Source organism: Tateyamaria sp. Alg231-49 (assembly GCF_900143535.1).
Lineage (GTDB): Bacteria > Pseudomonadota > Alphaproteobacteria > Rhodobacterales > Rhodobacteraceae > Tateyamaria.
The window spans coordinates 160,727-185,984 of the sequence record NZ_FRFA01000006.1 but is presented as its reverse complement, the minus strand read 5'-3'; the positions used below and the strand labels follow the sequence as shown (position 1 = coordinate 185,984).

Sequence of the window (25,258 nt, the reverse complement as noted above, 5' to 3'; positions counted from 1 at the left end):
CATGACATCCGTACTTGTCAAAGACCTGACCCTGAAATTCGGCGCGGTAACCGTGCTCGACAATCTGAACATCGACATTCCGGAGGGCGAGTTTCTCGTCCTGCTCGGTGCCTCAGGCTGTGGAAAATCCACGCTGCTGAACTGCATCGCGGGGCTGCTTGACCCCACTGATGGTGAAATCCACATCAACGACCGCAATGTGACATGGGAAGAACCGTCGGGCCGCGGCATCGGAATGGTGTTCCAGTCCTACGCGCTTTACCCGCAGATGACAGTCGAGGGGAACCTGTCCTTTGGCCTCAAGAACGCGCGTATGCCCAAGGCAGAAATCAAGGAGCGCGTGGACCGCGCCGCCGAAATTCTGCAAATCGAACCACTGTTACACCGCAAGCCTGCCGCCCTCTCCGGCGGGCAGCGCCAGCGTGTCGCCATCGGGCGCGCGCTGGTGCGCGATGTGGATGTGTTCCTGTTCGACGAACCGCTGTCGAACCTCGACGCCAAGTTGCGCGCCGACCTGCGGGTCGAGATCAAGCGCCTGCACCACAACCTGCAGAACACGATGATCTATGTGACCCACGATCAGGTTGAGGCCATGACCCTCGCCGACCGAATCGCGATCATGAAAGGCGGCATCATCCAGCAGCTTGATTCACCAACAGAAATCTACAACCGCCCCCGCAACAAGTACGTCGCTGGCTTCATCGGCAGTCCCGAAATCAACTTTTTCGAGGGCCGGATCGAAAATGGGGTCTTTGCCACCACAGGGGAACGCTTTTCGCTGGAAGGTTATGAGTTTCAGAACAATGGCCACGAAGGGTCTGCATGGCTGGGCATTCGGCCCGAGCATATCGTGTCGGGCGATGCAGCCAAGGACTTGCCCGTCTCCGCCCGCGTGACAATCGACATTGTGGAACCCATGGGCTCAGACACCCTTGCCTGGGCGACCCTCGCTGGCGTTCCCCTGCGCATCCGCATGGATGGACAGGCGGCCGTGTCTTCCGGCGATGAAATCCATATCGGCTTTGACCCATCACGCGCCTCGCTCTTTGACAAGACGAGCGAGGAGAGGGTCTGAAGCCAGATGTTGGACCTGTCCGGACCTTGGGATTTGTCGGATGACACCGGGCAATACACGGCCCCGATGTCACTGCCCGGCGATAGCATCAGCGCATTGCGTGATGCCGGCGTTATCCCTGATCCCTACTGGCGGCAAAACGAATATGATCTGCGTTGGATCGCAGAGCGTGACTGGGTTCTGACGCGGACATTTCACGTGTCCAGAACAGACATGGCCCTTGTCCTGTCCATGCTGGATACCGTCGTCGATGTGACGCTGAACGGTCAGACCATTTTGCAGGCCGACAACATGTTTCGCACCCATCGCGTAGATGTGTCAGACGCGCTACAAGCCGGCGAAAACGTCATCGCACTGCATTTTCGCTCGGCTCCTGATGCGGCCAAATCCCTGGCCGACGCACAGCCTTACTTTGTGCCCTTTCAGGCAGACAACTGTCCGATCCCAAACGGAAATATGCTGCGCAAACCGGAATGCGATTTTGGCTGGGACTGGAACATCGCGCTGGCGCCATTTGGGCTTTATGGCGATGTCCATCTTGAACCGCTCGGCCCCCGAATTGCAGACGTGATTGTCGCTCAAAACCACGACCCACAGGGCGTTACGGTTTCGATCGATGTGCACACCGAAGGTCACCCGGACGGAGAAACTCTGTTGGCCTCACTGTGCGGGGTCGAGGTGCAAGGAAAGATCGAATTCGAAACCGCACGTCTGCAACTTCGCATCGACGCGCCCGATCTGTGGTGGCCAACCGGGCTCGGCAAACAAGCACTACAAGACCTTTCCATCACCGTGGGCGAAAGCCAAACAACCCGGCGCATCGGGCTACGCGACATTCGGCTTGTGAGCGAACCGGACGATGCCGGAACGGGATTTTCTATTCATGTCAACGGCCATCCTGTCTTCATGAAAGGGGCCAATTGGATCCCCGCCGATGCCCTCGCCGGGGCGATCACACCCGACATGTGCCGCGACCTGCTGCAATCGGCGGTCGATGCCAACATGAATATGATCCGCGTCTGGGGCGGCGGACGGTACGAACCGGACTGGTTCTATGACCTGTGCGACGAATTGGGGTTGCTGGTCTGGCACGACTTCATGTTCGCCTGCCACCTCTACCCTGCAACAGAAGCATTCCTGACCGAAGTCGACCGCGAAGTGCGCGAGCAAGTGGCCCGTCTGAACCACCACGCCTGCATTGCGCTGTGGTGCGGCGACAATGAACTGGTCGGCGCACTGAATTGGTATGAGGAAAGCCGCAAAGACCGCGACCGGTACCTCGTTGCATATGACCGCCTGAACCGCACAATCGAAACAGCGCTGAAAGACACCGCGCCGATGGCGATTTGGTGGCCCTCCAGCCCATCAGCAGGCCCGCTGAACTTTGGTGACGCATGGCATGACGACGGATCCGGAGACATGCATTTCTGGTCCGTCTGGCACGAAGGGCGCGACTTTGACCATTACCGCGACGTTTCACCCCGCTTTTGCTCTGAATTCGGGTTTCAATCCTACCCGTCGATGGATGTAATCCGCCGCTTCACCGAACCATCGGACCGCAACATCGCCTCACCGGTGATGGAAAGCCATCAGAAGAATGCAGGTGGCAACGCACGGATCACGGAAACGATTTTCCGCTATTTCCGCTTTCCGGAAGGGTTCGAGAATTTCGTCTACCTCAGTCAGGTCCAACAGGCGCTCGCTATCAAAACGGCTGTCACACAATGGCGTAGCCTCAAACCGCACTGCATGGGCACGCTGTATTGGCAGCTAAACGACACTTGGCCGGTCTGTTCTTGGTCCAGCCTTGATCATGGCGGGGGGTGGAAGCTGTTGCATCATGCCGCCCGCCATTTTTATGCGCCCGTGATCGTGACCGCAGTGCCCTCATCAGACGGCATCACGTTGCGGGTGGTGAATGACCAGATTGATGCCGCAGCGGTCAAGATCGACGCCTTTGCGATCTCACCCGAAGGCGCTGCGCGCGCATTGGGTACAGCGACCATTAAAGCGCCCGCCGATCAGGCGGTCGATGGTCTTGTCATCCCAACAGGCGCTGTACAGTCCGACGAAATCCTTACATTCGACTGGAACGTCGGTGGGAACCGGCACAGCGATCACTTTGCGCCACGCCCCTACAAGTCCTACCCCTTGGCCGACGCCGGCATCGTTATCGACACAAAAGAACACGCAGATCACATCATGCTGACGCTCACCTCGGAGCGTCTGGCGCTTTTTGTTGCGTTGGAGCCAAATCGCGCCGGCCGCCTGAGCGACAATGGATTTCACCTCGTTCCAGGGCGCCCAGTCTCCGTGCGGTTTGACCCCGAGACGCCCGGTTCCACCCCAGATTTCACACTCAGAGACCTCTATTCCGCCACTCACGCACCTGAAAGGGCCCACACATGACTGACTTGTCCTACCAGCTCTACAGCTCCCGCCTGAATCCACCGCTCGGAGACACGCTCAAAATGCTGTCCGAAATCGGATACACGCATGTGGAAGGCTACGGCGCGCTTGTCGCTGACAGCGATGCCATGGATGCGCTGGAACAGGGCCTTCAGGCCACTGGCCTCACCATGCCCACCTGCCATGTGGGGCTGGACATGTGCGAGGGCGACGCGGATGCCGTCATCGCCATCGCACAGCGTTTCGGGATCGAGACGATTGTGATCCCTTTCATCATGCCGGCAGACCGCCCCACAGACGCAGACGGGTGGCGCAGTTTTGGCGGGCGGTTGGCCGCCGTTGCCGAGACACTCAGCAAAGCGGGGCTGAAACTGGCCTACCACAACCACGATTTCGAGTTCGCCGCGTTGCCGGACGGGACGCTGCCAATCGACCTGATCCTTGCTGAGGCCCCTTCCGTCCTTTTCGAATACGATGTGGCATGGGCAGTGCGCGCCGACGCCGATCCTTTTGCACCCATTGAACGTTATGGGTCACGCATTGAGATTGCACATCTCAAGGACATCGCCCCGGCAGGAGAAGCCATGGACGAAGACGGTTGGGCAGACATGGGCCACGGCACCATGGATTGGGCAGGGTTGATGGCCGCGCTCAAAGCTGCAGGCACCCGCTATTTCGTCGCCGAACACGATAAACCCAACGACCACCAACGATTTGCGCAACGCGCATTTACATCGGCTCAAACACTGTAAAGGAGGCGCCCATGCTCGGCATTGGGATCATCGGTTGCGGCAATATTTCGACCGCATATCTTCGGCTCGCGCCGCTGTTCAAGGGGCTCGAAGTGCGTGCGGTTGCCGATCTCAACCTCGACACTGCGCGGGCACAGGCATCAGCGTTTGATGTGCGCGCGCACAGCGTGGAAGAACTGTTGGCCGCAGACGACATCGACATCGTGGTGAACCTAACCATTCCTGACGCACATTTCGAGGTCACACGCGCCATTCTGCAAGCGGGCAAGCACGCCTATTCAGAAAAGCCAATCGTGCTCACTCAGGAACAGGGAGAAGCACTGCGCGCACTGGCGGCCGAGAAAGGGCTGCGCGTCGGATCAGCGCCCGACACCTTCCTTGGGGGCGCGCATCAGGCCGCCCGCGCAGCAATCGATGCCGGGCAGATCGGTGATGTTGTGGCCGGTACGGCCCATGTCATGAACCACGGGATGGAGCATTGGCACCCAAACCCCGACTTCTTCTTTCTGCCGGGTGCCGGGCCAATGCTCGACATTGGACCCTACTACGTCACCAACCTGATACAGTTGCTCGGGCCCGTTGCCCGGGTTGCGGCGCTGACATCCACACCCGCCACAACCCGCGAGATCCTGTCCGAGCCCCGGCGCGGAGAGGTGATACCGGTAAAGACCCCAACCAACATTCACGCTTTGCTCGACTTCGAAAGTGGTGCGACGATCACCCTGTCGACGTCCTGGGATGTCTGGGCGCATCGCCACGGGCATATGGAGCTTTACGGCTCCAAAGGTACGATGTTCCTGCCCGACCCAAACTGGTTCTCCGGAGAAGTCGAAGTCGTTGATGCGACCGGCAACAGCACCATGCTCGACACGGACACACACCCGTTCGGTATCCCCAATCAGGACAACCACGGAATAGCCAAAGCCAATTACCGAACTGCAGGACTGGCCGATATGGCCGCAGCCATGCAAGACGACAGGCCACATCGCTGCGCACTTGAGTTGGCGTTGCATGCGGTCGACGTAATGACGGCGGTGCTCGATGCGGGTGAGAAAGGGGAAGTGATAAAACTGTCCAGCACATGTCAGCGCCCCGAACCGCTGACCGTGGACGCGGCACGCGCATTGCTCAAGTAACAGGCGACCCGGCGTTCCTGAATGTGAAAGTGATCTGCGCCAAACGGTTCAAGATCTCCCACACTTTCAAACAGGCGCGTTCCGGGTGCCCATCTCGGGCGCGTAACTAGTCTGGCAATCCTGCCTGACGCAGATCGCTCAATACGCGCTCGAGATCCGACTTGTTGGTATATTTGCCTTCATAGTTATGAAGAACGTCGTCGAGCGAGTTTTCAGTTCTACAACGGGTTCCCTGTCGGTCCAGCCCAACGGTACTTATTGTTGTGAACAAAGGTCAGGCCGACATAGCCAAAAAGCTGTGTGGGGTCGGCTTCTACTGCCGCAAGATTGGCCTGCCGCGCTTTTTCATTTCCCTCCGGCGTGAAGTCGAGCAGATGCTGACGCGCTTTCAGGTTCACCTGAAGACTATCAAATCAGTCGCTCAATTGAACTTTCTGCACCGGCTGAAGACCTATGGAGCCTGATTGGAGATTTCTGCGACATCGAGGATTGGCACCCAAGCGTGTCAGCCTGCTCGCTCAAAGTCAGCGACGGCGCACCTGTCCGTTTCGTTACCTCAAAAGACGGCGACGAAGCCGTGCACAAGCGTACCGCGAAAGAGGCTGGCATATCATACACGTATAAAACCGCGCGCTCGCCCCTGCCGATTGAGAACTTCACAGCTACCCTGTCAATTGAGCCCTTCGAGGAGCCCTTGATCATGCGGTCGGCACGTTTCTCATCCGAGGACCCGGCGACCGAGCAGTTCATTGCCGAAGAAATCGAAACGGCATTGTCTGCGATCAAAGTGCATTTCAGCAAACTTGGATATCCATATTTGTTGCAAGGCAAGGGGCACGCGAGCCAAACATTGTTTGGTTCGCGTGGCAGGTCCGACGACGGGTTCTGGAATGCATCCGCCTTTTTTCGTCGCCTCTGTCCAGCCGCGAAACGCTCGTATCTGTACTAAATGAAGAGCGTCAGCCCGACCATAGAGACGATCAGAAACAAGACAGTCATGATCCCACCAGAGCGGAGGAAATCCACAACCCGGTAGCCTGCAGGTCCCATGATCAGCGCATTGACCTGATGCGTTGGGATCAGGAACGAGTTTGAGGTGGAAATCGCAACCGTCAACGCAAAGACCGCCGGATCCCCGCCCGCTGAAATCGCTATGGAGATCGCCAATGGCACCAGCAGAACGGTCGCTCCGACATTCGACATCACGAGCGTAAAGATCGTCGCCAAAACGGCCAGACCCGCCTGCAGCGACCAAAGTGGCCAACCGTCCAACAAAGACAAAATTTGCTCTGCGATCCATGCCGCTGTGCCTGTGTTCTGTACCGCCATTCCCACTGGGATCAGCGAAGCCAAAAGAAAAACCGTGCTCCAACTGACGGCCTCATAAGCTTCATCTATCGACAGGACGCGCGACAAGATCATCCCGACAGCACCGGCCAGCAAAGCCAGTGACAAGAGCAGGTCAGTGAACAAAATCAGGCACAGCGTCATTAAAAAGAAGCCAAGCGCCCAGTTCACTTTGTGCGGGCGCAATTCCTCTTGCGGAAAATCCGACGTCACAACGACAAAATCCTGATCAGATTTGAGCCGGGTAAGCCGCTCCCATTGGACGTGGACAACAAGAGTATCGCCGGCCTGTAGCGGCACGACGCCAATATGGGTGGCAACGTGATCTTCGGTTTCGACGTGGCTCATCGTCTCTTCGCCGCGATGAATACAGAGAATTGACAGCCCATGCGTTTGGCGCAGGCGCAGTTCCATCGGTGACTGGCCTATCACAGACGAACCGGGCGGGATCACAACCTCGGCCACGCCAGACTCCGTCGCCGCAAAGTCATCGGCGAAAACGTCCAACTCAGGCAGTATTTCCAAACCATAGGGCTCAGAAAATTCGTCATGCAGCACCCGCCGCAGGCCCAGAACGGCCAGACGCGCTGGCGCCTCAATTTCAGTATCAGCCATGGGCGCAATGACTTTGTGGCCTCTGTAAGAGGTGCCCAGAATGTAGAGATGGTGCGCAACCATGATGTCAGCCAGTTTCTGACCAATCAAAAGTGAGCCTTCAGGTACACGCACCTCGAACATATCTGCGCGGAGACCATAGGTGTTTTCAACATAGTTCTGCATTGACCGTGCAGCACCAGCATCCGCGCCCCGCCCCCGTTGGCTGGGCAGGACCCAACGTCCCAAAAGCACAAAGTAAAGAACGCCGGTCAGGACCAACATCAACCCGATTGGGGTGACCGAAAACAGGCCAAACGGTTGCATCTGCTGGTCGGCTGGCAATGTTCGGTTCGCAGACGTCAGAAGATCATTCAGCAAGATCAAGGGCGAAGAGCCAACCATCGTGATCGTCCCACCAAGGATCGCGCAAAACCCCATAGGCATCGCCAAACGGCTCATAGGAATTTCGGTTCGCGCAGATATTCGGCTGATGACAGGCAGGAAAAGCGCGGCGGCTCCGACGTTCTGCATGAAAGAGCTGATAACTCCCACTGTGCCCGAAACGATCGGGATAATCCGCGCTTCGGTCGTGCCGCCCCGTTTCAATATCAACGTCGCAACTTTGGACATCAGACCTGTCTTATCCAGCCCTGCCCCGATGATCATCACAGCGATAATTGAAATGACTGCGTTTGATGAGAACCCGGAAAAAAGCTCGGCACGGTTAGAAAGGCTTTCCAGTCCGGGCAGCGTGCTGAGCCCCCCCAGGATCACCATGACAAGGATTGCCGCCAAATCGATGCGAATGATCTCGGAAACAAACAGAAATACCGTAAATGCCAGCAGTCCCAGAACCACCATCATCTCGAACGTCAGAATTGTCGCTTCCATCTCGTCTCCCTGTTTGGAAGCTTAGCGACGGTTTTCCTCTGCGCATAGGTCCAGTCAGAAGGAGATTCTTGGCCAGCGGCGCAATTCATCACGCTGTTCCTCACCAAATTTGGGCTGGCGCGATCACGCGTGTTGTACGCTTTGTTCCGGCGACTGATCCCCACATGGCTGTTGGTCTCGCAGGACGCTCGGCCCGAGTTCATTGCCCGCCTCGACCTTCGAAATCAAAACTACTCGCGAATGCTCCCTCTGAGGGCGAATCTTGGAATGCTGAGACTGTTCACCAAGTGGGAATTGGTAAAGAAATTGTTTTTCGACTTGCAGGGAGCAAGACGCTCCTCCCGGTCGATCCCCAATCGGTTTCGAGGACATGTCAGCATACATCAGTGGCCCACACAGACAGCTCACAGCGGAAACGCGCGCGAAAAATCGAGAACACCTGACGTTCAAATTTACTAAATTCGCCGATCATGCAGCTGCCCAACGCCCAAAAACAGAAGAACCGCCGAAAGGCGGTTCTGTCTAACCAACTGGGTATGTTGGAAAATTGGAGCGGGCGAGGCGATTCGAACGCCCGACCCTAACCTTGGCAAGGTTATGCTCTACCCCTGAGCTACGCCCGCTTCCTTGGGTGAGGCGTGAGATACTTATCCCCGCCCTGCGCTGCAAGTGGAAAATCACATCGCACTGCAAAAATCTTTGGGCAATATAACCGGGCCGACCACGAAATGGGGAAACCGATGAGCAAATCGATCATGAGGCATGCGATATGGCCGCGCATTTGGGGGATGATTGCCCTCGCCGTGCTTATCTCCCCCGCCTCGCTTGGCGCACATGATGGGCCCCACGGGCCCGACGTGCTTACTCGGGTCCTTTCCACGGAACAAATTAACAACCAACTGGCCATCACGATTGAGTTGACCGGCCTTGGCGGTCCGATTGTGCTGACCCGCATGTCGGCCCCCGGCGCCACAAGCCCCGCCATCACACCTGTCTACGTCAACTTCGCCGAAGACGCTTTGGTCAGCACGTACCTGACTTTTGCCAATGGAGTACCGTCGGTCTTCACCCTCACGCTCATATTCGGGCCATTGGGCGAAACAGACATCGAGGTTTCCCCCTAACGACGCTCGATCAGGTCCCAGCGGTTGCCAAAGATGTCGCGAAACACGGCGACTGTGCCATAGGGTTCGACGCGCGGTTCTTCTTCGAACGTCACACCGGCGCCCAACAAAAGCGCATGATCCCGCGCAAAATCGTCCGTTTGCAAGAACAACCACACCCGCCCCGCGCCCTGCGCCCCAATGGCTGCTTGTTGGGAAGGTCCGTCGGCACGAGCCAGCACAAAGGACGCACCGCCTTGGCCAGGCCGCACCTCGACCCAGCGCTTGCGCCCCTGATCGATGTCAGCGATCAGATCGAAGCCCATCTGCCCACAATAAAAGGCAATCGCTTCGTCATAGTCGGGCACGATCAGAGATACAGAGGCCAGCTTCATTACACTTCCCTGCCCCAGCCCGTGCAGGCCTGCAAGGGGGCGGCCTTACTTTGCGCGCACCGCACCCGCCAGAACGATGATCAGAGCCGCCAGAACCGCCAGCAGGGCAAAGCCTGTGCGCAACGTGCTGGCATAGGCCACAAACCCGATCAGCGGCGGGCCAAGAAGCAACCCGCCATAGCCAAGGGTCGACACAGAGGCGATGGCCGTGCCGGGCGGCAAATGCGGGTCGCGTGCGGCGCGTGAAAAGGCCAGCGGCATGATCACCGCATACCCGACTCCCATCAATGCAAAGGCGATCAGTGTCACGCTGTAACTGGTTGAGGACACGGCACAGATGGCGCCAACAGTTGCGATTACCCCGGCGAACCGTGCTGTGGGTGTGGGCCCAAAGGCCCGCGTCGCCTGATCTCCAAGCAACCGCGTGACCACCATGGCCACCGAGAACACGGTATAACCCAAAGCCGCCTGCGCAGGCGTGACTTCTGTCGTTTCGATGAGCAACAGCGCACTCCAATCGACCATCGCGCCTTCGCCCATGGAGGTGCAGAACGCGATAAGGCCCACAGCCACCAGAGGACCTGTGGGCAATGGGAACAACGGCGTGCCAGACACGCCGTCCTGAGTAGGCGAGACCCAACCGATACGGGCGATCGTCAACGTCAGCGTGGCGACTGCCACACCTGTGACTATGAAGTGTGCCGGGATATCGACGCCCCATTGCTCTGCAAAAAAACCGCTTGCCGCGCCCAAACCAGCCCCGAGACTGAACATCGCGTGAAAGGACGACATCACCGGGCGCGCGATATGGCGCTCGGCTTCTCCCGCCCATGTGTTCATTGCGACATCCATCGCACCATGCGTCGCCCCAAACACGGCAAGCGCAACTGCAAGGGTGGCAACGTTCGGAGCAAGCGCTGTGAGCGCGAGGGCCACCGTGTACGCCACCGCGATCCACAACGTGATGAAGGCGGCTCCCAACTTGTCGGCAAAGCGTCCAGCAAGGGGAAAAGCTGCAATCGCCCCACCCGCCAGCAACAACAAGAGCAGACCCAATTCACCCGCATCAAGGTCATGACGTGTCGCCATCGCCGGGATACGCGCCGCCCAAATACCATAAAGCGCGCCGTTCAGAACGAACATCGCGGAAACGGCAAGCCAAGTGGCGCGATTTGACTGTGTGTTCATTTGCCCGTCCCAAGCAATGGTGAGTCAGGGCAGAGTCGCGCCCTGATCCAGCCTGTGCCCAAGAAACATGGAGACACAAGCGCAATTCAAACCGCTTTGATCTCATGTTTCAGACTGCAAACAGATGTGCTTGAGCGGACGCGCCGCGTGGCATTGCCTGCGCACGGCGCTCCTTCTTAATCCTGACCAGAACCGCGCCACGCTTCACAGGCCTCAACATCCAAGACATGTGCCGGACAGCGATCGGGCATCAGTGACAACGCTACCGTTCGCCGTGCCGGACGAAGCCGCCGTTAGACTTTTCTGCGCTGGTGTTCGCTGGCGCCCGCAAGTGTTTTGCGCACCTTAGGCTACCACTGAACAAAACAGGCGGCTTATGCGAGTGTCGGCATTTTTGGGAAGTAGTCTTCGCACGTGCCTTCACGGTTCACGTCCGCAGTACAGCAATGCAAACCACCCCCAAATGCATATGCGTCGCGCAAATCGACCTCGACGACTTCCATGCCAAGTTTGTCCATCTGTTCCGCCTGATAGACCTCGGATTTTTCAACACAGACTGTTTTCGGGTCAAGAACCAACACGTTCATCGAAAGCCAAGTGGACGAATAGCATAGCGGAGGTGGTGCATTGTGCGCAGGTTGGGCCGCATCGACGATTTCCCAATCGTTATCCGCATACATTTTGCGCTGTGCCTCAGGCAAACGGCGCTGAGGGTTGTTCAGGATCAAGCCGGGGCGCAAGGGTGTAAAAGTTGCATCAATGTGGATCGGGTAAGGATCACCTGGAAAGTTCACCGTATGCACACGATGATCAGGAAAGTGACGACGCAACCATTCAATGCCTTTTTCGTTGGTCGTGAACCCATGCTGCACAACCAAGTCGCGCCCAAATCGCAGCACGTCCGCCGCATCAAATAGCGGCTCTTCTTCAGTCGTGACAAAGAATTTCTCTTCGGCCCACTTAAGGCGCTGCTCAACACCGATCTTATCGCTCAGATAGTCAGGGTGGTAATCCGCATCCGTAAGGCGCGGTTTGGGTGCGCTTTCATGGCGGAAATTGGGATCTTCGTCGAAATACCGCTGCATTAGTGGGCGATAGTTCAGATACTCAAACCAACGACAGCGATACGACATCGTTGCCTCAAGCATCTCGGACCCGACCGTCAACAACACGTCGCGGGGCGGCATGCACCCAAATTGACTGTCAGTTTTGAAATCTGGCGTCTCTGCGGGCAGTGCGTGATTTATTGAGGTCGGGCGATCAACGCGAATGCCACGGCCTTCCAGCATCGTGGCGAAATTGTCCAAAAGCTCGTTGGCACGGTCAATCGTTTCTTGTGGTCTGCGACCCCACTGTCCACGCATGTCGCTATCTTCAGGAACTTTTGCTTCAAGCGCTGGTTCGTTTGGCGGGATATGACAATCATCCGCTCGTCCCACGATCACGTGTTTGAGCGGGTCCCATTCGTTCCAACTATTGACGACAGTTTTCTGCATTTTACACCTCAGGCCAGATGCTGTCGTCGTAGTATCAATGCCTAGAATTCACAAGTCTCCGGAAACAGCAGAAACGGTTCAAAGTGGGCTGTCGGCGCGCCGCGCGCATTTGAGCGTTTTGTGCTCAAAAACCAGACCTTTGCCGCATCTTGCACGCATGCCTCTCTTCGCCTCACTCCAACTCAACCAATAGGTCCTTGGCATCGATCTGCCCGCCGGGGCCAACGTGCACAGCCTTGACCGTCGCATCGCGCTCAGCATGGATCCCGGTTTCCATCTTCATCGCCTCGATGGTCAACAGCAGATCGCCTTCGCTGACTTTTTGGCCCGCCTGCACGCCCACGGACGCGACCACGCCGGGCATCGGCGCACCAATGTGATCTGCATTGCCTGCCTCGGCCTTTGGTCGCTGCACGGTGGTTGATTTCACCATACGGTTGGGAACGCGAATGACGCGCGGAGCGCCGTTGAGTTCAAAGAACACCTTGGCCTCGCCGTCCTCGTTGGTCTCGCCCACGGCTTGAAGGCGGATTTCGAGGGTCTTGCCGGGGTCGATCTCGGCCGTGATTTCTTCACCGGGCTGCATGCCGTAAAAGAAGGTCTTGGTCGGCAGCACCCGAACGGGGCCGTATGTGCGATGGCGGCCCATGTAATCAAGGAACACCTTGGGATACATGAGGTAGCCCGACAGGTCCTCGTCATCGACCTCCCTGCCCTCCAGCTGTTTCGTAAGGTCCGCGCGCGTGTCGTCCAGATCAACTGCCGGAACATCGGCACCGGGGCGTTGTGTATTGGGCGCTTCACCCTTCAGGATTTTCAGCTGGATCTCAGGCGGGAAGCCTCCGGGAGGCTGGCCCAAATTGCCGCGCATCATGTCCACAACACTGTCGGGAAAGGCGACGTCTTTTTCCGGGTCCTCGACCTCGTCCCGGGTGAGGTTCTGGCTGACCATCATCAGCGCCATGTCCCCCACAACTTTGGAGGATGGTGTCACCTTGACGATATCGCCAAACATTTGGTTCACGTCTGCATATGTCCGCGCCACGTCGTGCCAGCGTTCTTCCAGACCCAGCGAGCGCGCCTGCGCCTTGAGGTTGGTAAACTGCCCGCCGGGCATCTCGTGCAGGTAAACCTCGGAGGATGGAGCCTGCATCCCGCTCTCGAACGCGGCGTAGTGATCGCGCACGGATTCCCAGTAGTCCGAGATGTCGCGGATTGCATCGACCGACAGGCCCGTGTCACGGTCTGTGTGCTGCAAGGCGCCGACGACGGTGCCCAACGTTGCCTGAGACGTGTTGCCCGACAGGGCGTCCATGGCACAGTCCACCGCATCTACGCCCGCTTCGGCCGCCGCCAGAATGGTGGCACAGGCGATGCCTGCGGTGTCATGGGTGTGGAAGTGGATGGGCAGGCCCACCTCTTGCTTAAGCGCCTTAACCAGCACGCGTGCGGCGGCGGGTTTCAACAGGCCCGCCATGTCCTTCAAGCCGAGCACATGCGCGCCCGCGTCCTTCAGTTGGTTGCCCATGTCGACATAGTATTTCAGGTCATACTTGGCGCGATCCGGGTTCAGGATGTCACCGGTGTAGCAGACCGTGCCTTCACAAATCTTGTTGTTCTCTATGACCGCGTCCATGGCTACACGCATGTTCTCAACCCAGTTCAGGCTGTCAAAAACGCGGAAAACATCGACACCTGTGGTGGCGGCAACGCGGACAAACTCCTGCACCACGTTGTCAGGATAGTTGGTGTACCCGACCCCGTTGGCGCCGCGCAGCAGCATCTGGGTCATCAGGTTCGGCATCCGCTCGCGCAGATCGCGCAGGCGCTGCCAGGGGCACTCCTGCAAGAAACGATAGGCAACATCAAAGGTTGCCCCACCCCAACACTCAACCGAGAAGAGCTGTGGCAGGTTGGCTGCATAGGCCGGGGCCACATTGATCATGTCATGGCTACGCATCCGAGTGGCAAGCAGAGACTGGTGCCCGTCGCGCATGGTGGTGTCGGTAATCAGCAACTGTTGCTGCGCCTTCATCCAGTCAGCAACCGCTTGGGGGCCCTTTTGTTCCAGCAGGTTGCGGGTGCCCATCTGGTGCGTCGGGTCAGCTTGCAAAGCTGGCGGTTTGGGCGCCTTAAGGTCCGCGCGTGGTTTTGGACGGTCCTTGACCTCCGGGTGCCCGTTCACCGTGATATCGGCAATGTAGGTCAGAACCTTGGTGCCGCGGTCACGCCGCTTCTTGAAGGTGAACAGGTCCGGCGTCTCGTCGATGAACTTGGTGTGGTAGGTGTTGTCGAGGAAGGTCGGGTGCTTGAGCAGGTTTTCGACAAAGGCGATGTTGGTGGACACGCCGCGAATACGGAACTCGCGCAGGGCGCGGTCCATACGTGCGATGGCCATCTCAGGCGTCGGGGCCTTGGCCGTCACCTTGGTGAGCAGGCTGTCGTAGTAGCGGGTGATCACACCACCCGCGTAGGCCGTACCGCCATCCAGACGGATACCCATGCCGGTGGCTTCGCGGTAGGCGGAGATGCGGCCATAATCGGGAATGAAGTTGTTCTGTGGATCTTCGGTTGTGATCCGGGTTTGCAGGGCGTGGCCGGTCAACACTACGTCGGCCTGAGACGGCTTGCCGGTGGCCTCAGCGATGGTCTTGCCTTCGGCAATCAGGATTTGAGCCTGCACGATGTCGATGCCTGTCACCTCTTCGGTCACGGTGTGTTCGACCTGTACGCGCGGATTCACTTCGATGAAGTAGAATTTGCCATCGGCCATATCCATCAGGAATTCGACAGTGCCCGCACATTCATAATTCACGTGCTTGCAAATCTTGTAGCCAAGCTCGCAAATCTCGGCCCGCTGTTCTTCAGTCAGGTACGGCGCTGGCGCGCGTTCCACCACTTTCTGGTTACGCCGCTGGACAGAGCAATCGCGCTCAAACAAGTGGTACATGCCGCCATGCTTGTCGCCAAGAATCTGCACCTCGACGTGGCGGGCTTTGAGGATCATCTTTTCCAGATAACCTTCACCGTTGCCAAAAGCAGCCTCGGCCTCGCGCCGCCCCTCCAGCACTTTTTCCTCTACTTCGTCCTCGGACATGATCGGGCGCATGCCACGACCGCCTCCGCCCCAGGATGCTTTGAGCATCAAGGGATAGCCGACTTCTTTGGCCTCTTTCTTGATCGCCGCCATGTCATCGCCCAGTACCTCGGTTGCGGGGATGACAGGTACGCCCGCCTCGACCGCGACGCGGCGGGCAGACGCCTTGTCGCCAAGGGCGCGCATCGTTTCAGCACGCGGACCGATAAAGGTGATGCCGTTCTTCTCACAGGCATCGACGAAATCAGGGTTTTCCGACAGCAGGCCATAGCCGGGATGGATCGCGTCTGCGCCACTTTCCCGGGCGACGCGGATCATCTCTTCGATCGAGAGGTACGCGGCCACCGGCCCCAAGCCCTCACCAATGCGGTAGGCTTCGTCCGCCTTGAACCGGTGCAGGCCCAGCTTGTCTTCTTCGGCAAAGACAGCGACCGTCTTTTTACCCATTTCATTGGCCGCACGCATGATGCGGATGGCGATCTCACCGCGGTTTGCGATGAGGATTTTCTTGAAATCGGGCATGTCAGGGTCCCCCAGGGCAGTCATTTGGCAGCCCTTGGGGGCTGCATTGTGCAGTTGCAGCAATTCATATGACGTTTGGGTGACGTGAACAACACGTAGTTCTGGGTAGGGCGCATCTGGATGCGCCTTGCTGTGAGGCGAACGGGCGGTACGGCCTAGCTGCGCGCCGCCTTTTCCACCAAGCCAGAGGTGCCCTGCCTGCGCGCCAGTTCTTCCAGAACATCGCACAATTGGACATCCCGCGCAGCCAGCATCACCAGCAGATGATACATCACATCCGCAGCCTCGCTTGTCAGGCCGACTTTGTCGCCTTTGACAGCTTCAATGATGGCTTCAACAGCCTCTTCGCCAAACTTTTCCGCACATTTCTCAGGCCCCTTGGACAGCAATTTGGCCGTCCAGGACGTATCAGGATCGGCGCCTTTGCGGGCCTCTATCGTTGCAAACAACTCGTCCAGTGTCATGTCAGCCTCATCGGGATACCTGCGGCGGCCATATGGGCCTTGGCCTCGGCAATCGTGTAGTCACCAAAGTGAAAGATGGATGCGGCAAGCACTGCGGACGCGCCGCCCTCGGTCACGCCATCCACAAGATGGTCCAGCGTGCCCACGCCGCCTGATGCGATGACCGGGATCGACACTGCGTCCGATATGGCGCGGGTCAGAGGCAGGTTGAACCCTGCCCGCGTTCCGTCGCGATCCATAGAGGTCAGCAATATTTCCCCTGCCCCTTTGGCCGCCGCCGTGCGCGCGAATTCGACTGCATCGATCCCCGTTGGCTTGCGCCCACCATGGGTGAAAATTTCCCAACGGCCCGGTTCTACAGTCTTGGCATCAATGGCGCACACAATGCACTGACTGCCGAACTGATCGGCGGCGCGCGCCAAAACGTCTGGGTCCGCCACTGCCGCAGAGTTGAACGACACCTTGTCCGCGCCTGCCAGCAAAAGGGCGCGTACATCCGCCACGGTGCGCACCCCGCCCCCGACGGTCAAAGGTATGAAACATTGCTCTGCCGTGCGTTGCACCAGATCGAACATGGTACCGCGGTTTTCGTGGGTGGCGTGAATGTCGAGAAAGCACAACTCGTCCGCGCCTGCCGCGTCATAGGCTTGCGCCGCCGCGACCGGATCGCCTGCATCTATCAGGTCGACAAAGTTCACGCCTTTAACGACGCGGCCATCGGCCACGTCCAGACAGGGGATGATGCGGGTCTTGAGCATGCACGCCTGATAGTGCGCTTTTCGGGCTTAGGAAAGGGGCTCTGCCCCTCGTGCCGGAGGCGCGGTTAAGGAAATGAGGGGCGCTGCCCCTCGTGCCGGAGGCGCGGTTAAGGAAATGAGGGGCGCTGCCCCTCGTGCCGGAGGCGCGGCTAGCGAAATGAGGGGCGCTGCCCCTCGCCCTGCGGGCTCACCCCGGGATTTTCTAAATCAGAGAAGAAGATTGGCTTGGGCCATTGTGAAAAGTGAGGACATGCCCACAATCGGCGCCGTTCCACCGATCACGGGAAGTTTTCTGGTGCCGATCGCGGGATGCGCCATCATCCAAAGCACTTCAGGAGGAATGGATGCATGAAATTCTTGGCAACAGCGGCAGTGATTGTCGCGATGGCGGGGGCCGCTATGGCCGGTGACAACGGCATTGTCCGCAAAGAGGCCACAGCTGGCGTAACCGAAACTGTCGATGCTTTGGTCGCGACACTGGAAGGCGCAGGCCTGACCATCTTTGCCCGCGTGGATCACGGTGCCGGAGCGGAATCGGTGGGAGAGGATGTGGGCGCGTCGCAACTGCTGATCTTTGGCAGCCCCAAAGTCGGCACCCCCGCGATCAAGGACGACCCGGTGTCGGGCCTCTACTTGCCCCTCAAGGTGCTGGTCTATCAAGATGGGACCGGCAAGACCATGATCGCCTATCAGGACCCGACCGAGATGTTATCGCCGCTGGGCGGTGTGTCCGAGGACGCACCCTACCTCAAAGTGATGACCGGGGCGCTCGCCAAATTCACTGGGACAGTAGCCGCCGAATAAGGTCTAGCCTTTGAGCATTGCAAGCGCGGCGGCCAGATCAATGGCCCCGTCATAAAGCGCACGGCCCGAAATGGCGCCCGAGATTACGCCCGTGTCCTTCAGGGCGGTGAGGTCGCCCAGCGATGAAACGCCTCCCGAGGCAATCACGGGGATCGAGACGGCCTGCGCCAGCGCCTCTGTGGCCGGGATGTTTGGGCCGCCCATAGCGCCGTCACGGTTGATGTCGGTGTAGATGATCGCCGCCACCCCTGCGTCCTCAAACGATTTGGCGAGGTCTGTGGCGTCGACATCCGTCTCGGTCGCCCAGCCCTTGGTCGCCACCTTGCCATCGCGTGCGTCGATGCCAACCGCAACATGGCCGGGAAAGGCGCGCGCGGCTTCACGCACGAGGTCCGGGTTCTCCACAGCGACCGTCCCCAGGATCACCCGCTCCAACCCTTTGCTCAGCCACATTTCGATCGTAGCCATATCGCGGATGCCGCCGCCCAGTTGTGCCGGAACAGGACAGGCCTTGAGGATCGCTTCGACCGGGGCGGCGTTGACAGGTGTGCCCGCAAAAGCCCCATTGAGGTCAACCAGATGCAACCACTTGCAGCCGGCGTCGACAAAGGCACGCGCCTGTGCGGCAGGGTCATCGTTAAACACGGTGGCCCGGTCCATATCTCCGTGCACAAGGCGCACGGCCTGTCCGTCTTTGAGGTCGATTGCGGGGTAAAGGATCATTTTAGGGGCCTCATTCAGTGTCGTGCGGCATCTGTCACCTTGCGTCACAAATTGCAACGCGACCTTGCGTCAGTATTGCGTGGACAAGGTGGAATGCAGCACTGTCCGGCTCATACCTAGGGAGGACACCAATTATGAAATTCACGTCGACACTCGCGTCGCTTCTGCTGCTCGCCAGCCCGGCGCTGGCCGATCCCGTGCACGGCACGTGGAAAACCACAGCAGACGACAATGGCAATTACGGTCACATCCAAGTGACAGACTGCAGTGGCAAAGTCTGCGGCACGCTGGTCAAATCCTTTGACGGGAGCGGAGCCATCCTGGAGACGGAAAACACAGGCCGTAAGATCATTTGGGACATGGAAGCCGATGGAAGCGGCGCCTATTCGGGCGGCAAGGTCTACTCTCCGGACCGGGACAAGACTTACAATTCCAAAATGCAGTTGAACGGCAACCAGCTGTCCGTGTCTGGCTGCGTGTTGGGGATTTGCCGCGATGGTGGCACGTGGACACGCTTGAACTAAGCGTATCTGACCAGACTTAAGGCCAAACCCGCGTCCACAGCGCGGGTTTTTCATTTGCCACAATTGTCTAAAGCTTGGACGAGATGATCCCGGTGTTAAATCCGCCCATGCGCAACTCGCCAAACAGACGTTGATACTCAATCTTGGGACAACGATCCTGAACCACGGTCACACCGCGCGCGCGGGCCTTTGCCGCGGCCTCAGGGTGCGTCACGCCAATCTGCATCCAGATGGTCTTGAGGTCAGGTAAGGCCTCTAGAGCCTCGTCTACTACCTCACCCGCAGCGTCTGAACGGCGAAAAATGTCGACCATGTCCACGGGCACCGGCAGGTCGGCAAGGCTGGCCACAACGGGCGCGCCGAACAACTTCTGCCCATCATAAACTGGGTTTACGGGGTAAACCTTGAACCCCTTGAGGCTCAGATAGCGGGCCACGAAATAGCTCGGGCGGACCGGATTGGCTGACACGCCCACCACGGCCACAGAAGTTGTGGCGCGCAGGATGTCGCGCAAATGCTGATCTGAATAGGTCTCGCTCATTAACGTCCTCCTGCCCCGTCCGTGACCCTGACAAAAAAACGCCCCGATCGCAAAGCGAAAGGGGCGCTCAGGTGCGGAACGAGGGACAGTGATAAACCTGCAGGAGTTCCAGCCCTGCAGTTCACACCACGAGATAAGAGCTTCTCGCTTGCGTAAAAGGTGTCTCTCAAATCTGTGAACGAACCAATAATGCGGATCGGCAAGAATCCGCGCGCGATAAATCAGTCGAAAATGTCTTCGATGATATCAAAGGCGTCTTCAAACAGATCGCCCCAACGCGATTTTTTGCGCTTGGCCTTTTTCTTGGCAGGTTTGGGCAATTTGGTCTTTTTCGCCCCCTTTTGGCGTAAGGCAGACGGCTTCACCAATTCGCGATCCCCACGCGTGTCGCGCGGCAGCATCTTGAGATCATGCAGTGGCGCACCACAGTTGGAACAGGCCAGTTCGTGACGGCCATCCCGGGCCATCACCAAAGCGGCACGGGTGCCGCAATAACAGCAGGTCGCAATTTTGGTTGGATAGGCGATGGCTGGCCTCTTAGCTGTGGTCCTTTGATGCATATAGGGCAATTGCCGCAGCATTTGAGACGTTGAGCGACCCAAAAGCACCGCCCGCGTCAATCCGCACCAACATATCACAGGTCTGGCGCGTCTTTTCACGCAACCCCGGCCCCTCGGCCCCAAGAACCAGCGCAACCGGCCGGTCCTTTTGTCCCGCAAGGGCGGCTTCGATGGTTTGCTCGGCCTCTCCGTCCAGCCCCAGCACCAGATATCCCATGCCCTGCAATTCGATAATGGCATCCGCCAGATTACGCACGCGCAAATAAGGCTGACGTTCCAGCGCGCCCGAGGCGGTCTTGGCCAATGCGCCTGTCTCGGGGGCCGCGTGATGGCGCATGCCGATCACAGCAGATGCCCCGAGCACCTCGGCGGAGCGCAGGATGGCACCAACGTTATGCGGATCGGTGACGCGATCCAGTAGAATGAGGCGCGGTGTGGCAGCCCCGATGGCCACATCTGCCAGACTGCCCCACTCGAGCGGTTTGACCTCCAGTGCCGCCCCTTGATGGACCGAGCCCGGATCAAGCGGTGCATTGAACTTGCGCGCATCGACAACGTCCGCGGTGATTCCAGATACTTCGATGGCGTCCGCCAGTTTACCTTGCGCGTTCAGAGTGACGATCAGTTTCAACTTGGTACGCGCCGGGTTCATCAACGCATCGCGCACCGCATGCAATCCAAAGAGCCAAACCGTGGCGGACGCATCCGCCTTTTTCGCCTGCTCTTTCTGCACAACCCATTTGGGTTTTTTCATGCTGTCCTCATCTTGGTTTTGCGCAGGTGGGGTTTGCGCGAATTTTCTAGCTTGACCCTTGAATTGGGGGGCGATACTCACGCGCTCACGCTACTTTGGGCTTTGTCCCTAATGGCGCAGTGGGCGACAGGCCGCAAGGTGTGGCAGGGGACTGTAACTCCCTCGCGGAGACGCACGCCTGGTTCGATTCCAGGGTCGCCCACCATTTACACCTTACGCTTCAATGGGTTACGGGTAGAACGCACCACTTTACCCCACACTAAGACTTAGATCAGGCCACACACCGGCGGGAAGCATAACCTTGCTTAAACGCTCGTGCGAAGTTGCCCTGTTCGGTGGTCAATGTGCGTTAGCCGATCATCTGGGCGCAATTGTTTTTCCTACTTGTTGCCTGTGGCACAGCCCGACATCTGTGAACCTTCACTGGTCAAATTGATCGACTACGGTCAACGGGCTTAGCCGACATTCGCTGCACGCAGTCTGAACGACAGCCTTGCGGACTTTTCCGTCGTCCGTAAATCTTGAATAACGTCCGTAGTTCGCCCAGAGGAGACATTCAAATTGGGAGTGTCCGCTAGTAACTCTTTGGCGCTCGTTTAATCGGCTTTGCATGTTTCTTCATTGAAACCAGAAGTTGTTCGAGCCGCCTAGTAGCAGGATCGGTTTTCTTGCTTAAGGCATCTGCATATTTTTCGACCATGTATCGAAGTTTTTGCAAGGTTTTTTCATCCAGCTTGGAATTTTTCAGAGCCTTTTCCAGCTCTGTCCGGATCATAACTTTGTCTCTGCCAAGTTTCGTATGATCATCAGACACACCCTCCAAAATCTTGATTTCGCCCTCTGCATTGCCGACGTAGATTGTCGACAGAAAGTCCCACAAAATTCGCGCATGTTTGGTTGGTAAAAGTCCATTCAAGCCGCCGTTTTCGCTAGCTTTCTTATTAGTACCTACAGGAACTACCTTACCTGCCTGAAACGCACATTCTGCGAGATGCCGGAATTTAACCTTCTCACGATAGTCAGGGCAGATGAGCACCGGTGCACGCATGTCCTCAAGCACATCGACAATCGTGTCAAATCGCAACTTACCAGTACTTCTTATCTCCCGTCTATTTGCCTGCTGGATAACTTTATAAAGTGGTTGCAAGTTGAGGTCGTTCATCTCCCCTGCTGGCAGGATTTTTTCCACGTCGCGAATTATGTCCCAGCCAACAAAATTCCCAGCATACATAGTCCCTAAGTCCGCTTCCGGCTTTATATTCGCCGACGCGCGCTTGATATGTTTCTTAAGTTTTTCCCAATTGGATTTTTGAATTCGATTTATGATCTTTATGTCATTTGTTTTTTCGGTAGTGGGCATAATAATTTGTCCGCGTTCAAAAATACTCAGAGTTTAAGTTGTAAAAGTGAAAATGCCAATTGGTGGTGCCACCTCTACCCCCGCATCGTTGAAATAGCTTGATGCCTTTGCATTGCTAACAACCAGTCACAGGTTTCGTATCATCACATACATGCAGCCATCGAATTAGGTTACTTCAGATGCGAGCCCCGACGCAAGCGGCTTGGTCCAATCGGTGAACCGTATGTTTTCCGCGCTCATCACATTGAACGATTTGGGCTCAGAGCAGTCATTCGCTGCAGTCGACATCAACGTCCGCTTTGGCTCATCAAGCGAATTCAAAACCGGCATGGGTTTCAGTTAACGAAGCGGGGCAGTTGTTTCATCGCGACCACAAGCTGCTGCGGGTTTAGAATATCATAGTCGGCGCACTGTGAAAGCAACAGGCTGTCCGGCGGATATTCCTTCCCCTCCCACAATACGTCCAACAGCATACGGCAGGTTTCGATCAACATCTGTTCACAGACTTCAGGACGCAACCGACACACCGCAAGACCACTCTCAGCAACAAGGTTAAGATACTGCGCATTATTCATCCGCTAATTCCCGCCGCAAAGCCCGCTCTAATTCTGTGATTTCGTCCTCGGTCGGCCAGTGGCCCAACGCTGCGGCAATTGCGATCATCAAGGGATCGGTGGGCCGGTCTGGGCGGTTGTCCTCAGGTTCTATATCAAAAGGCATGGTTCACCCCCAATTCGGCTATCGTATGTTTACGGTCAACACCGTTGGCGTGCTGGATCGTCACCACCTGGCGAGGGTCAAGATTTAAGTTCCGCAAGGTGCTGTTGAGGTCGGTGCTGTCGGGCAACTGTGCAACCACAAGGGTGCCGTTGGTGACCGTGACCATGCCGTCGCGGCTGTGGGTGACGCCGATCTGCTTCATCACCAAGTTACCCCCGTGACCAGTGCCGTGCGGTCTTCCCGCATCATGCCAAATTCGATGGGCTGCACGACGCGCATGGCGGTGCTATCCATCTGGAATACCGAATGCACCTCGGCGGGTGGTACGGTACCAGCCGCGTCACTGACCTTGATGGAGCCTGCTACGGACACGGCATTGGTATCAGCCATTGTCGGCGAGGTGCCGTCGTCGTCGGTCATAACCACTGTAGCCGACGCGGACATATCGACCTCTGGTGCGGGCAACCATGCCGCGAAGTCGTTGGCGTCGATCACGTAAATGCGGTCTGTCGGCACGTTGACGCTGGATACGTAAGGCGTACCCAAGATCGTACCTTGCGCCATTTCTTCCTTGAAGACCCACCCGTCATTGTCACGCCACGACCGGAGACGTGCTTCACGTGCAGTGTCGATCAACAGCAGCGGTTTGGCTGGACGATCAATGACACCCAACAAATAGGAGATATCGGTGATGATCGAGGCCAGATCGGTGCCCACACTCGGTGTGCTTGGTGCGTTCAACCAAGGCGACGGTGGGCGGACATTTGTAACGCTGCCGTTGCCTTCGCCGAGGATATAACCATCCAACATCATGGCGGTGTCGTCGGTAATCATTTCCAAGAACAAGGCGTGTAGGTCTTCAATAGCCACTTTAAGCAACTCGTTTGTTGCCACCGTGATCACCGCCATCTTCTTGCGGGTGAATGTCATTGAAGCGAGTGTGGTGTCCTTTACTGGGATCGTGGCACCTTCGCCTACGAAGGACTGCGACATATCACCAATGCCAAGTGCCGACCGTTTTGGATAGGTGAGGCTGTTCACACCGTCCATCGGCAGCCGACGACCACCGCGTGACATGATAGCCGCAAACACGCTTTTCGACACCAATTCGTCAATCCAAAGCCCCCTTGCACTTGCAACAAGCGTTGCACCAAGGTTGGCATCCGTAGTCATGTGTTCACTTGTGGCGCTCTTAACGATCTGGCGTCTTGCTGCTTTACGTTGGAAACGCCCTTCGTCCTTTGGATAAACTACGTTCAAAACATCGTCGTGCGAAATCTTACCCTTGCTTGCGTATCGCAGGAACTCGGCCGTGAATGCTGCCATAGAGACATCGGTTTCGGTGCCAAGTTTGGTGCCACCCTTGGGTTCTTCGGGCTGCTTCAACATCACATTTAGTGGACGTTTGAGAGCACCGATTTCCTTCTTGAGTGCAGCGATCTCTTTACCCTGTTCAACCACAGTGGGTTCAAGGTTTAAGCCGTCTTGAATGGCCTTGTGGCCCGCATCCCAGATCAAGGCGCTCTGGCTTCCTCTCACCGTCTTGTTAAAGCGGTCCTGTTCCTGTTCGTCCCGTGTCCGCGATCCGTTCTTGTACATGTTAGTCTCCTTTGCGGCGGCTGATGAAGGAACCAGCGGCATCGCCGAGTTGCTTTTCGGCTTCGGCTTGTGCGTACGCCAATGCCTGTTCCAGTTTCTTGATCCATTCATGCAGTGGACGCACGTTTTCGGTGACGTTGTTGGCGATCACCTTGGCAATCGTCTGCATATCTTTCTGGGACACTCCGGACCGCTTGGGCTTGGCGGGTGCCTGCTTCACAAAGGGATTTTGTGCGTTCATCGCTGCTTCCTTACGGAGTTCATGAGGTTGTTGTATTTGTTCCGGATCGGGCGCACGTCCGGGTGGTTGGTCTTGAAACCGACCTGCGGCAGCTTGCTGGTCAACAGCGCTAGCTGGCCCGTTGCCTCAAGACTGTCGGCGTTGTCGTCCAGACGTTGCTGCGCCTTTACTCCAGTAAACGGAACGAGAGCCGCAATATGCG

At 57.5% G+C, this 25,258-nt stretch carries 27 protein-coding genes and 2 tRNA genes; 9 read left to right on the top strand and 20 right to left on the bottom strand.

Features of this window, described 5'->3' with window-relative positions; genetic code table 11:
* The first annotated feature begins 1 nt into the window (after position 1).
* The 4 genes from DHN60_RS11530 to DHN60_RS11515 are packed head-to-tail and all read left to right on the top strand — an operon-like array spanning position 2 to position 5,372.
* Positions 2-1,075, top strand: a complete 1,074-nt coding sequence (locus tag DHN60_RS11530; protein WP_108837451.1) for an ABC transporter ATP-binding protein — start codon at positions 2-4, stop codon at positions 1,073-1,075.
* Between the two features lie 6 nt (positions 1,076-1,081).
* Positions 1,082-3,484, top strand: a complete 2,403-nt coding sequence (locus DHN60_RS11525) for a glycoside hydrolase family 2 protein (protein WP_108837450.1) — start codon at positions 1,082-1,084, stop codon at positions 3,482-3,484.
* Positions 3,481-4,236 carry a sugar phosphate isomerase/epimerase gene (locus DHN60_RS11520; RefSeq protein ID WP_108837449.1) on the top strand — a complete coding sequence of 252 codons (756 nt, stop codon included), beginning with the start codon at positions 3,481-3,483 and terminating at the stop codon, positions 4,234-4,236. The genes DHN60_RS11525 and DHN60_RS11520 overlap by 4 nt, the downstream gene beginning before the upstream one ends.
* Positions 4,237-4,247: 11 nt before the next feature.
* Positions 4,248-5,372, top strand: coding sequence for a Gfo/Idh/MocA family protein (locus tag DHN60_RS11515; RefSeq protein WP_108837448.1), 1,125 nt, complete (start codon positions 4,248-4,250; stop codon positions 5,370-5,372).
* Between the two features lie 218 nt (positions 5,373-5,590).
* Here the strand turns inward: DHN60_RS11515 and DHN60_RS22310 are convergent, their stop codons facing one another.
* Positions 5,591-5,770, bottom strand: coding sequence for a hypothetical protein (locus tag DHN60_RS22310; RefSeq protein ID WP_159089194.1), 180 nt, complete (start codon positions 5,768-5,770; stop codon positions 5,591-5,593).
* Positions 5,771-5,784: 14 nt separating this feature from the next.
* Here DHN60_RS22310 and DHN60_RS11505 point away from each other — a divergent pair, with 14 nt between their 5' ends.
* On the top strand, positions 5,785-6,321 hold the full coding sequence (locus tag DHN60_RS11505; RefSeq protein WP_108837446.1) for an SRPBCC family protein: 537 nt from the start codon (positions 5,785-5,787) through the stop codon (positions 6,319-6,321).
* Here DHN60_RS11505 and DHN60_RS11500 read toward each other — a convergent pair.
* On the bottom strand, positions 6,318-8,207 hold the full coding sequence (locus tag DHN60_RS11500; protein WP_108837445.1) for an SLC13 family permease: 1,890 nt from the start codon (positions 8,205-8,207) through the stop codon (positions 6,318-6,320). The two genes, DHN60_RS11505 and DHN60_RS11500, sit on opposite strands and share 4 nt — an antisense overlap.
* A 548-nt stretch (positions 8,208-8,755) precedes the next feature.
* Positions 8,756-8,830 (bottom strand) — tRNA-Gly (locus DHN60_RS11495).
* Between the two features lie 117 nt (positions 8,831-8,947).
* On the opposite strand from DHN60_RS11495, the gene DHN60_RS11490 reads away from it, so the two are divergent.
* On the top strand, positions 8,948-9,331 hold the full coding sequence (locus tag DHN60_RS11490; protein WP_159089193.1) for a hypothetical protein: 384 nt from the start codon (positions 8,948-8,950) through the stop codon (positions 9,329-9,331).
* Here DHN60_RS11490 and DHN60_RS11485 read toward each other — a convergent pair.
* The 6 genes from DHN60_RS11485 to hisF all read right to left on the bottom strand — a co-directional run bounded on the left by DHN60_RS11485 (position 9,328) and on the right by hisF (position 17,230).
* Complete coding sequence (locus tag DHN60_RS11485) at positions 9,328-9,705, bottom strand: VOC family protein (protein ID WP_108837443.1); 378 nt, start codon at positions 9,703-9,705, stop codon at positions 9,328-9,330. The two genes, DHN60_RS11490 and DHN60_RS11485, sit on opposite strands and share 4 nt — an antisense overlap.
* Positions 9,706-9,750: 45 nt before the next feature.
* Complete coding sequence (locus DHN60_RS11480) at positions 9,751-10,893, bottom strand: MFS transporter (RefSeq protein WP_234423611.1); 1,143 nt, start codon at positions 10,891-10,893, stop codon at positions 9,751-9,753.
* A gap of 374 nt (positions 10,894-11,267) precedes the next feature.
* Positions 11,268-12,389 (bottom strand): serine/threonine protein kinase, encoded by a 1,122-nt coding sequence (locus DHN60_RS11475; protein ID WP_108837442.1) that lies wholly within the window; start codon positions 12,387-12,389, stop codon positions 11,268-11,270.
* 172 nt (positions 12,390-12,561) lie between these two features.
* Positions 12,562-16,008, bottom strand: a complete 3,447-nt coding sequence (locus DHN60_RS11470; RefSeq protein ID WP_108837547.1) for a pyruvate carboxylase — start codon at positions 16,006-16,008, stop codon at positions 12,562-12,564.
* Between the two features lie 155 nt (positions 16,009-16,163).
* Positions 16,164-16,472, bottom strand: a complete 309-nt coding sequence (locus DHN60_RS11465; protein ID WP_108837441.1) for a phosphoribosyl-ATP diphosphatase — start codon at positions 16,470-16,472, stop codon at positions 16,164-16,166.
* On the bottom strand, positions 16,469-17,230 hold the full coding sequence (gene hisF, locus DHN60_RS11460; protein ID WP_108837440.1) for an imidazole glycerol phosphate synthase subunit HisF: 762 nt from the start codon (positions 17,228-17,230) through the stop codon (positions 16,469-16,471). Before hisF ends, DHN60_RS11465 begins: the two co-directional genes overlap by 4 nt.
* A 348-nt stretch (positions 17,231-17,578) precedes the next feature.
* On the opposite strand from hisF, the gene DHN60_RS11455 reads away from it, so the two are divergent.
* Positions 17,579-18,034: a DUF302 domain-containing protein gene (locus DHN60_RS11455; RefSeq protein ID WP_234423610.1), complete on the top strand. Its 456-nt coding sequence runs from the start codon at positions 17,579-17,581 to the stop codon at positions 18,032-18,034.
* Between the two features lie 3 nt (positions 18,035-18,037).
* On the opposite strand, the gene hisA is transcribed toward DHN60_RS11455, so the two are convergent.
* Positions 18,038-18,757, bottom strand: a complete 720-nt coding sequence (gene hisA / locus DHN60_RS11450) for a 1-(5-phosphoribosyl)-5-[(5-phosphoribosylamino)methylideneamino]imidazole-4-carboxamide isomerase (RefSeq protein WP_108837439.1) — start codon at positions 18,755-18,757, stop codon at positions 18,038-18,040.
* Positions 18,758-18,891: 134 nt separating this feature from the next.
* Here hisA and DHN60_RS11445 point away from each other — a divergent pair, with 134 nt between their 5' ends.
* Complete coding sequence (locus DHN60_RS11445; RefSeq protein ID WP_108837438.1) at positions 18,892-19,281, top strand: DUF2147 domain-containing protein; 390 nt, start codon at positions 18,892-18,894, stop codon at positions 19,279-19,281.
* Between the two features lie 67 nt (positions 19,282-19,348).
* Here the strand turns inward: DHN60_RS11445 and DHN60_RS11440 are convergent, their stop codons facing one another.
* The 3 genes from DHN60_RS11440 to rlmB form a co-directional block, all read right to left on the bottom strand.
* On the bottom strand, positions 19,349-19,822 hold the full coding sequence (locus DHN60_RS11440; RefSeq protein ID WP_108837437.1) for a CoA-binding protein: 474 nt from the start codon (positions 19,820-19,822) through the stop codon (positions 19,349-19,351).
* A gap of 221 nt (positions 19,823-20,043) precedes the next feature.
* Positions 20,044-20,382 carry a hypothetical protein gene (locus tag DHN60_RS11435; protein WP_199913663.1) on the bottom strand — a complete coding sequence of 113 codons (339 nt, stop codon included), beginning with the start codon at positions 20,380-20,382 and terminating at the stop codon, positions 20,044-20,046.
* Positions 20,360-21,136 (bottom strand): 23S rRNA (guanosine(2251)-2'-O)-methyltransferase RlmB, encoded by a 777-nt coding sequence (gene rlmB / locus DHN60_RS11430; protein ID WP_108837436.1) that lies wholly within the window; start codon positions 21,134-21,136, stop codon positions 20,360-20,362. Before rlmB ends, DHN60_RS11435 begins: the two co-directional genes overlap by 23 nt.
* Positions 21,137-21,257: 121 nt before the next feature.
* On the opposite strand from rlmB, the gene DHN60_RS22305 reads away from it, so the two are divergent.
* A tRNA-Tyr gene (locus DHN60_RS22305) sits at positions 21,258-21,341 on the top strand.
* 369 nt (positions 21,342-21,710) lie between these two features.
* Here the strand turns inward: DHN60_RS22305 and DHN60_RS11425 are convergent.
* The 7 genes from DHN60_RS11425 to DHN60_RS22290 form a co-directional block, all read right to left on the bottom strand.
* Entirely contained in the window at positions 21,711-22,496 is a 786-nt protein-coding gene (locus tag DHN60_RS11425) for a hypothetical protein (protein WP_108837435.1), read from the bottom strand.
* A gap of 165 nt (positions 22,497-22,661) precedes the next feature.
* Positions 22,662-22,826 (bottom strand): hypothetical protein, encoded by a 165-nt coding sequence (locus DHN60_RS22300; protein ID WP_159089192.1) that lies wholly within the window; start codon positions 22,824-22,826, stop codon positions 22,662-22,664.
* 5 nt (positions 22,827-22,831) lie between these two features.
* Positions 22,832-23,071 (bottom strand): hypothetical protein, encoded by a 240-nt coding sequence (locus DHN60_RS11420; RefSeq protein WP_108837434.1) that lies wholly within the window; start codon positions 23,069-23,071, stop codon positions 22,832-22,834.
* Positions 23,064-23,216: a hypothetical protein gene (locus DHN60_RS22295; RefSeq protein ID WP_159089191.1), complete on the bottom strand. Its 153-nt coding sequence runs from the start codon at positions 23,214-23,216 to the stop codon at positions 23,064-23,066. Before DHN60_RS22295 ends, DHN60_RS11420 begins: the two co-directional genes overlap by 8 nt.
* Entirely contained in the window at positions 23,206-23,418 is a 213-nt protein-coding gene (locus DHN60_RS11415; protein ID WP_108837433.1) for a hypothetical protein, read from the bottom strand. The genes DHN60_RS22295 and DHN60_RS11415 overlap by 11 nt, the downstream gene beginning before the upstream one ends.
* A complete protein-coding gene (locus tag DHN60_RS11410; protein WP_159089190.1) occupies positions 23,418-24,815 on the bottom strand; it encodes a phage major capsid protein in 1,398 nt (465 codons plus the stop codon). Before DHN60_RS11410 ends, DHN60_RS11415 begins: the two co-directional genes overlap by 1 nt.
* A gap of 1 nt (position 24,816) precedes the next feature.
* The gene (locus DHN60_RS22290; protein WP_159089189.1) at positions 24,817-25,056 is read right to left on the bottom strand and encodes a hypothetical protein; all 240 of its coding nucleotides are present in this window, start codon (positions 25,054-25,056) and stop codon (positions 24,817-24,819) included.
* Between the last annotated feature and the right edge of the window lie 202 nt (positions 25,057-25,258).

Coding starts and splice junctions, on each gene's coding strand:
- DHN60_RS11525 (WP_108837450.1), top strand. CDS start 1,082: ATGTTGGACCTGTCCGGACCTTGGGATTTGTCGGATGACACCGGGCAA.
- DHN60_RS11530 (WP_108837451.1), top strand. CDS start 2: ATGACATCCGTACTTGTCAAAGACCTGACCCTGAAATTCGGCGCGGTA.
- DHN60_RS11415 (WP_108837433.1), bottom strand. CDS start 23,418: ATGAAGCAGATCGGCGTCACCCACAGCCGCGACGGCATGGTCACGGTC.
- DHN60_RS11515 (WP_108837448.1), top strand. CDS start 4,248: ATGCTCGGCATTGGGATCATCGGTTGCGGCAATATTTCGACCGCATAT.
- DHN60_RS11490 (WP_159089193.1), top strand. CDS start 8,948: ATGAGCAAATCGATCATGAGGCATGCGATATGGCCGCGCATTTGGGGG.
- DHN60_RS11420 (WP_108837434.1), bottom strand. CDS start 23,071: ATGAATAATGCGCAGTATCTTAACCTTGTTGCTGAGAGTGGTCTTGCG.
- DHN60_RS11470 (WP_108837547.1), bottom strand. CDS start 16,008: ATGCCCGATTTCAAGAAAATCCTCATCGCAAACCGCGGTGAGATCGCC.
- DHN60_RS22295 (WP_159089191.1), bottom strand. CDS start 23,216: ATGCCTTTTGATATAGAACCTGAGGACAACCGCCCAGACCGGCCCACC.
- hisF (WP_108837440.1), bottom strand. CDS start 17,230: ATGCTCAAGACCCGCATCATCCCCTGTCTGGACGTGGCCGATGGCCGC.
- DHN60_RS11485 (WP_108837443.1), bottom strand. CDS start 9,705: ATGAAGCTGGCCTCTGTATCTCTGATCGTGCCCGACTATGACGAAGCG.
- DHN60_RS11425 (WP_108837435.1), bottom strand. CDS start 22,496: ATGCCCACTACCGAAAAAACAAATGACATAAAGATCATAAATCGAATT.
- DHN60_RS11440 (WP_108837437.1), bottom strand. CDS start 19,822: ATGAGCGAGACCTATTCAGATCAGCATTTGCGCGACATCCTGCGCGCC.
- DHN60_RS22290 (WP_159089189.1), bottom strand. CDS start 25,056: ATGAACGCACAAAATCCCTTTGTGAAGCAGGCACCCGCCAAGCCCAAG.
- DHN60_RS11455 (WP_234423610.1), top strand. CDS start 17,579: ATGAAATTCTTGGCAACAGCGGCAGTGATTGTCGCGATGGCGGGGGCC.
- DHN60_RS22300 (WP_159089192.1), bottom strand. CDS start 22,826: ATGCCGGTTTTGAATTCGCTTGATGAGCCAAAGCGGACGTTGATGTCG.
- DHN60_RS11435 (WP_199913663.1), bottom strand. CDS start 20,382: ATGCATCAAAGGACCACAGCTAAGAGGCCAGCCATCGCCTATCCAACC.
- DHN60_RS11465 (WP_108837441.1), bottom strand. CDS start 16,472: ATGACACTGGACGAGTTGTTTGCAACGATAGAGGCCCGCAAAGGCGCC.
- DHN60_RS11520 (WP_108837449.1), top strand. CDS start 3,481: ATGACTGACTTGTCCTACCAGCTCTACAGCTCCCGCCTGAATCCACCG.
- DHN60_RS11475 (WP_108837442.1), bottom strand. CDS start 12,389: ATGCAGAAAACTGTCGTCAATAGTTGGAACGAATGGGACCCGCTCAAA.
- DHN60_RS11410 (WP_159089190.1), bottom strand. CDS start 24,815: ATGTACAAGAACGGATCGCGGACACGGGACGAACAGGAACAGGACCGC.
- rlmB (WP_108837436.1), bottom strand. CDS start 21,136: ATGAAAAAACCCAAATGGGTTGTGCAGAAAGAGCAGGCGAAAAAGGCG.
- hisA (WP_108837439.1), bottom strand. CDS start 18,757: ATGATCCTTTACCCCGCAATCGACCTCAAAGACGGACAGGCCGTGCGC.
- DHN60_RS11480 (WP_234423611.1), bottom strand. CDS start 10,893: ATGAACACACAGTCAAATCGCGCCACTTGGCTTGCCGTTTCCGCGATG.
- DHN60_RS11445 (WP_108837438.1), top strand. CDS start 18,892: ATGAAATTCACGTCGACACTCGCGTCGCTTCTGCTGCTCGCCAGCCCG.
- DHN60_RS11500 (WP_108837445.1), bottom strand. CDS start 8,207: ATGGAAGCGACAATTCTGACGTTCGAGATGATGGTGGTTCTGGGACTG.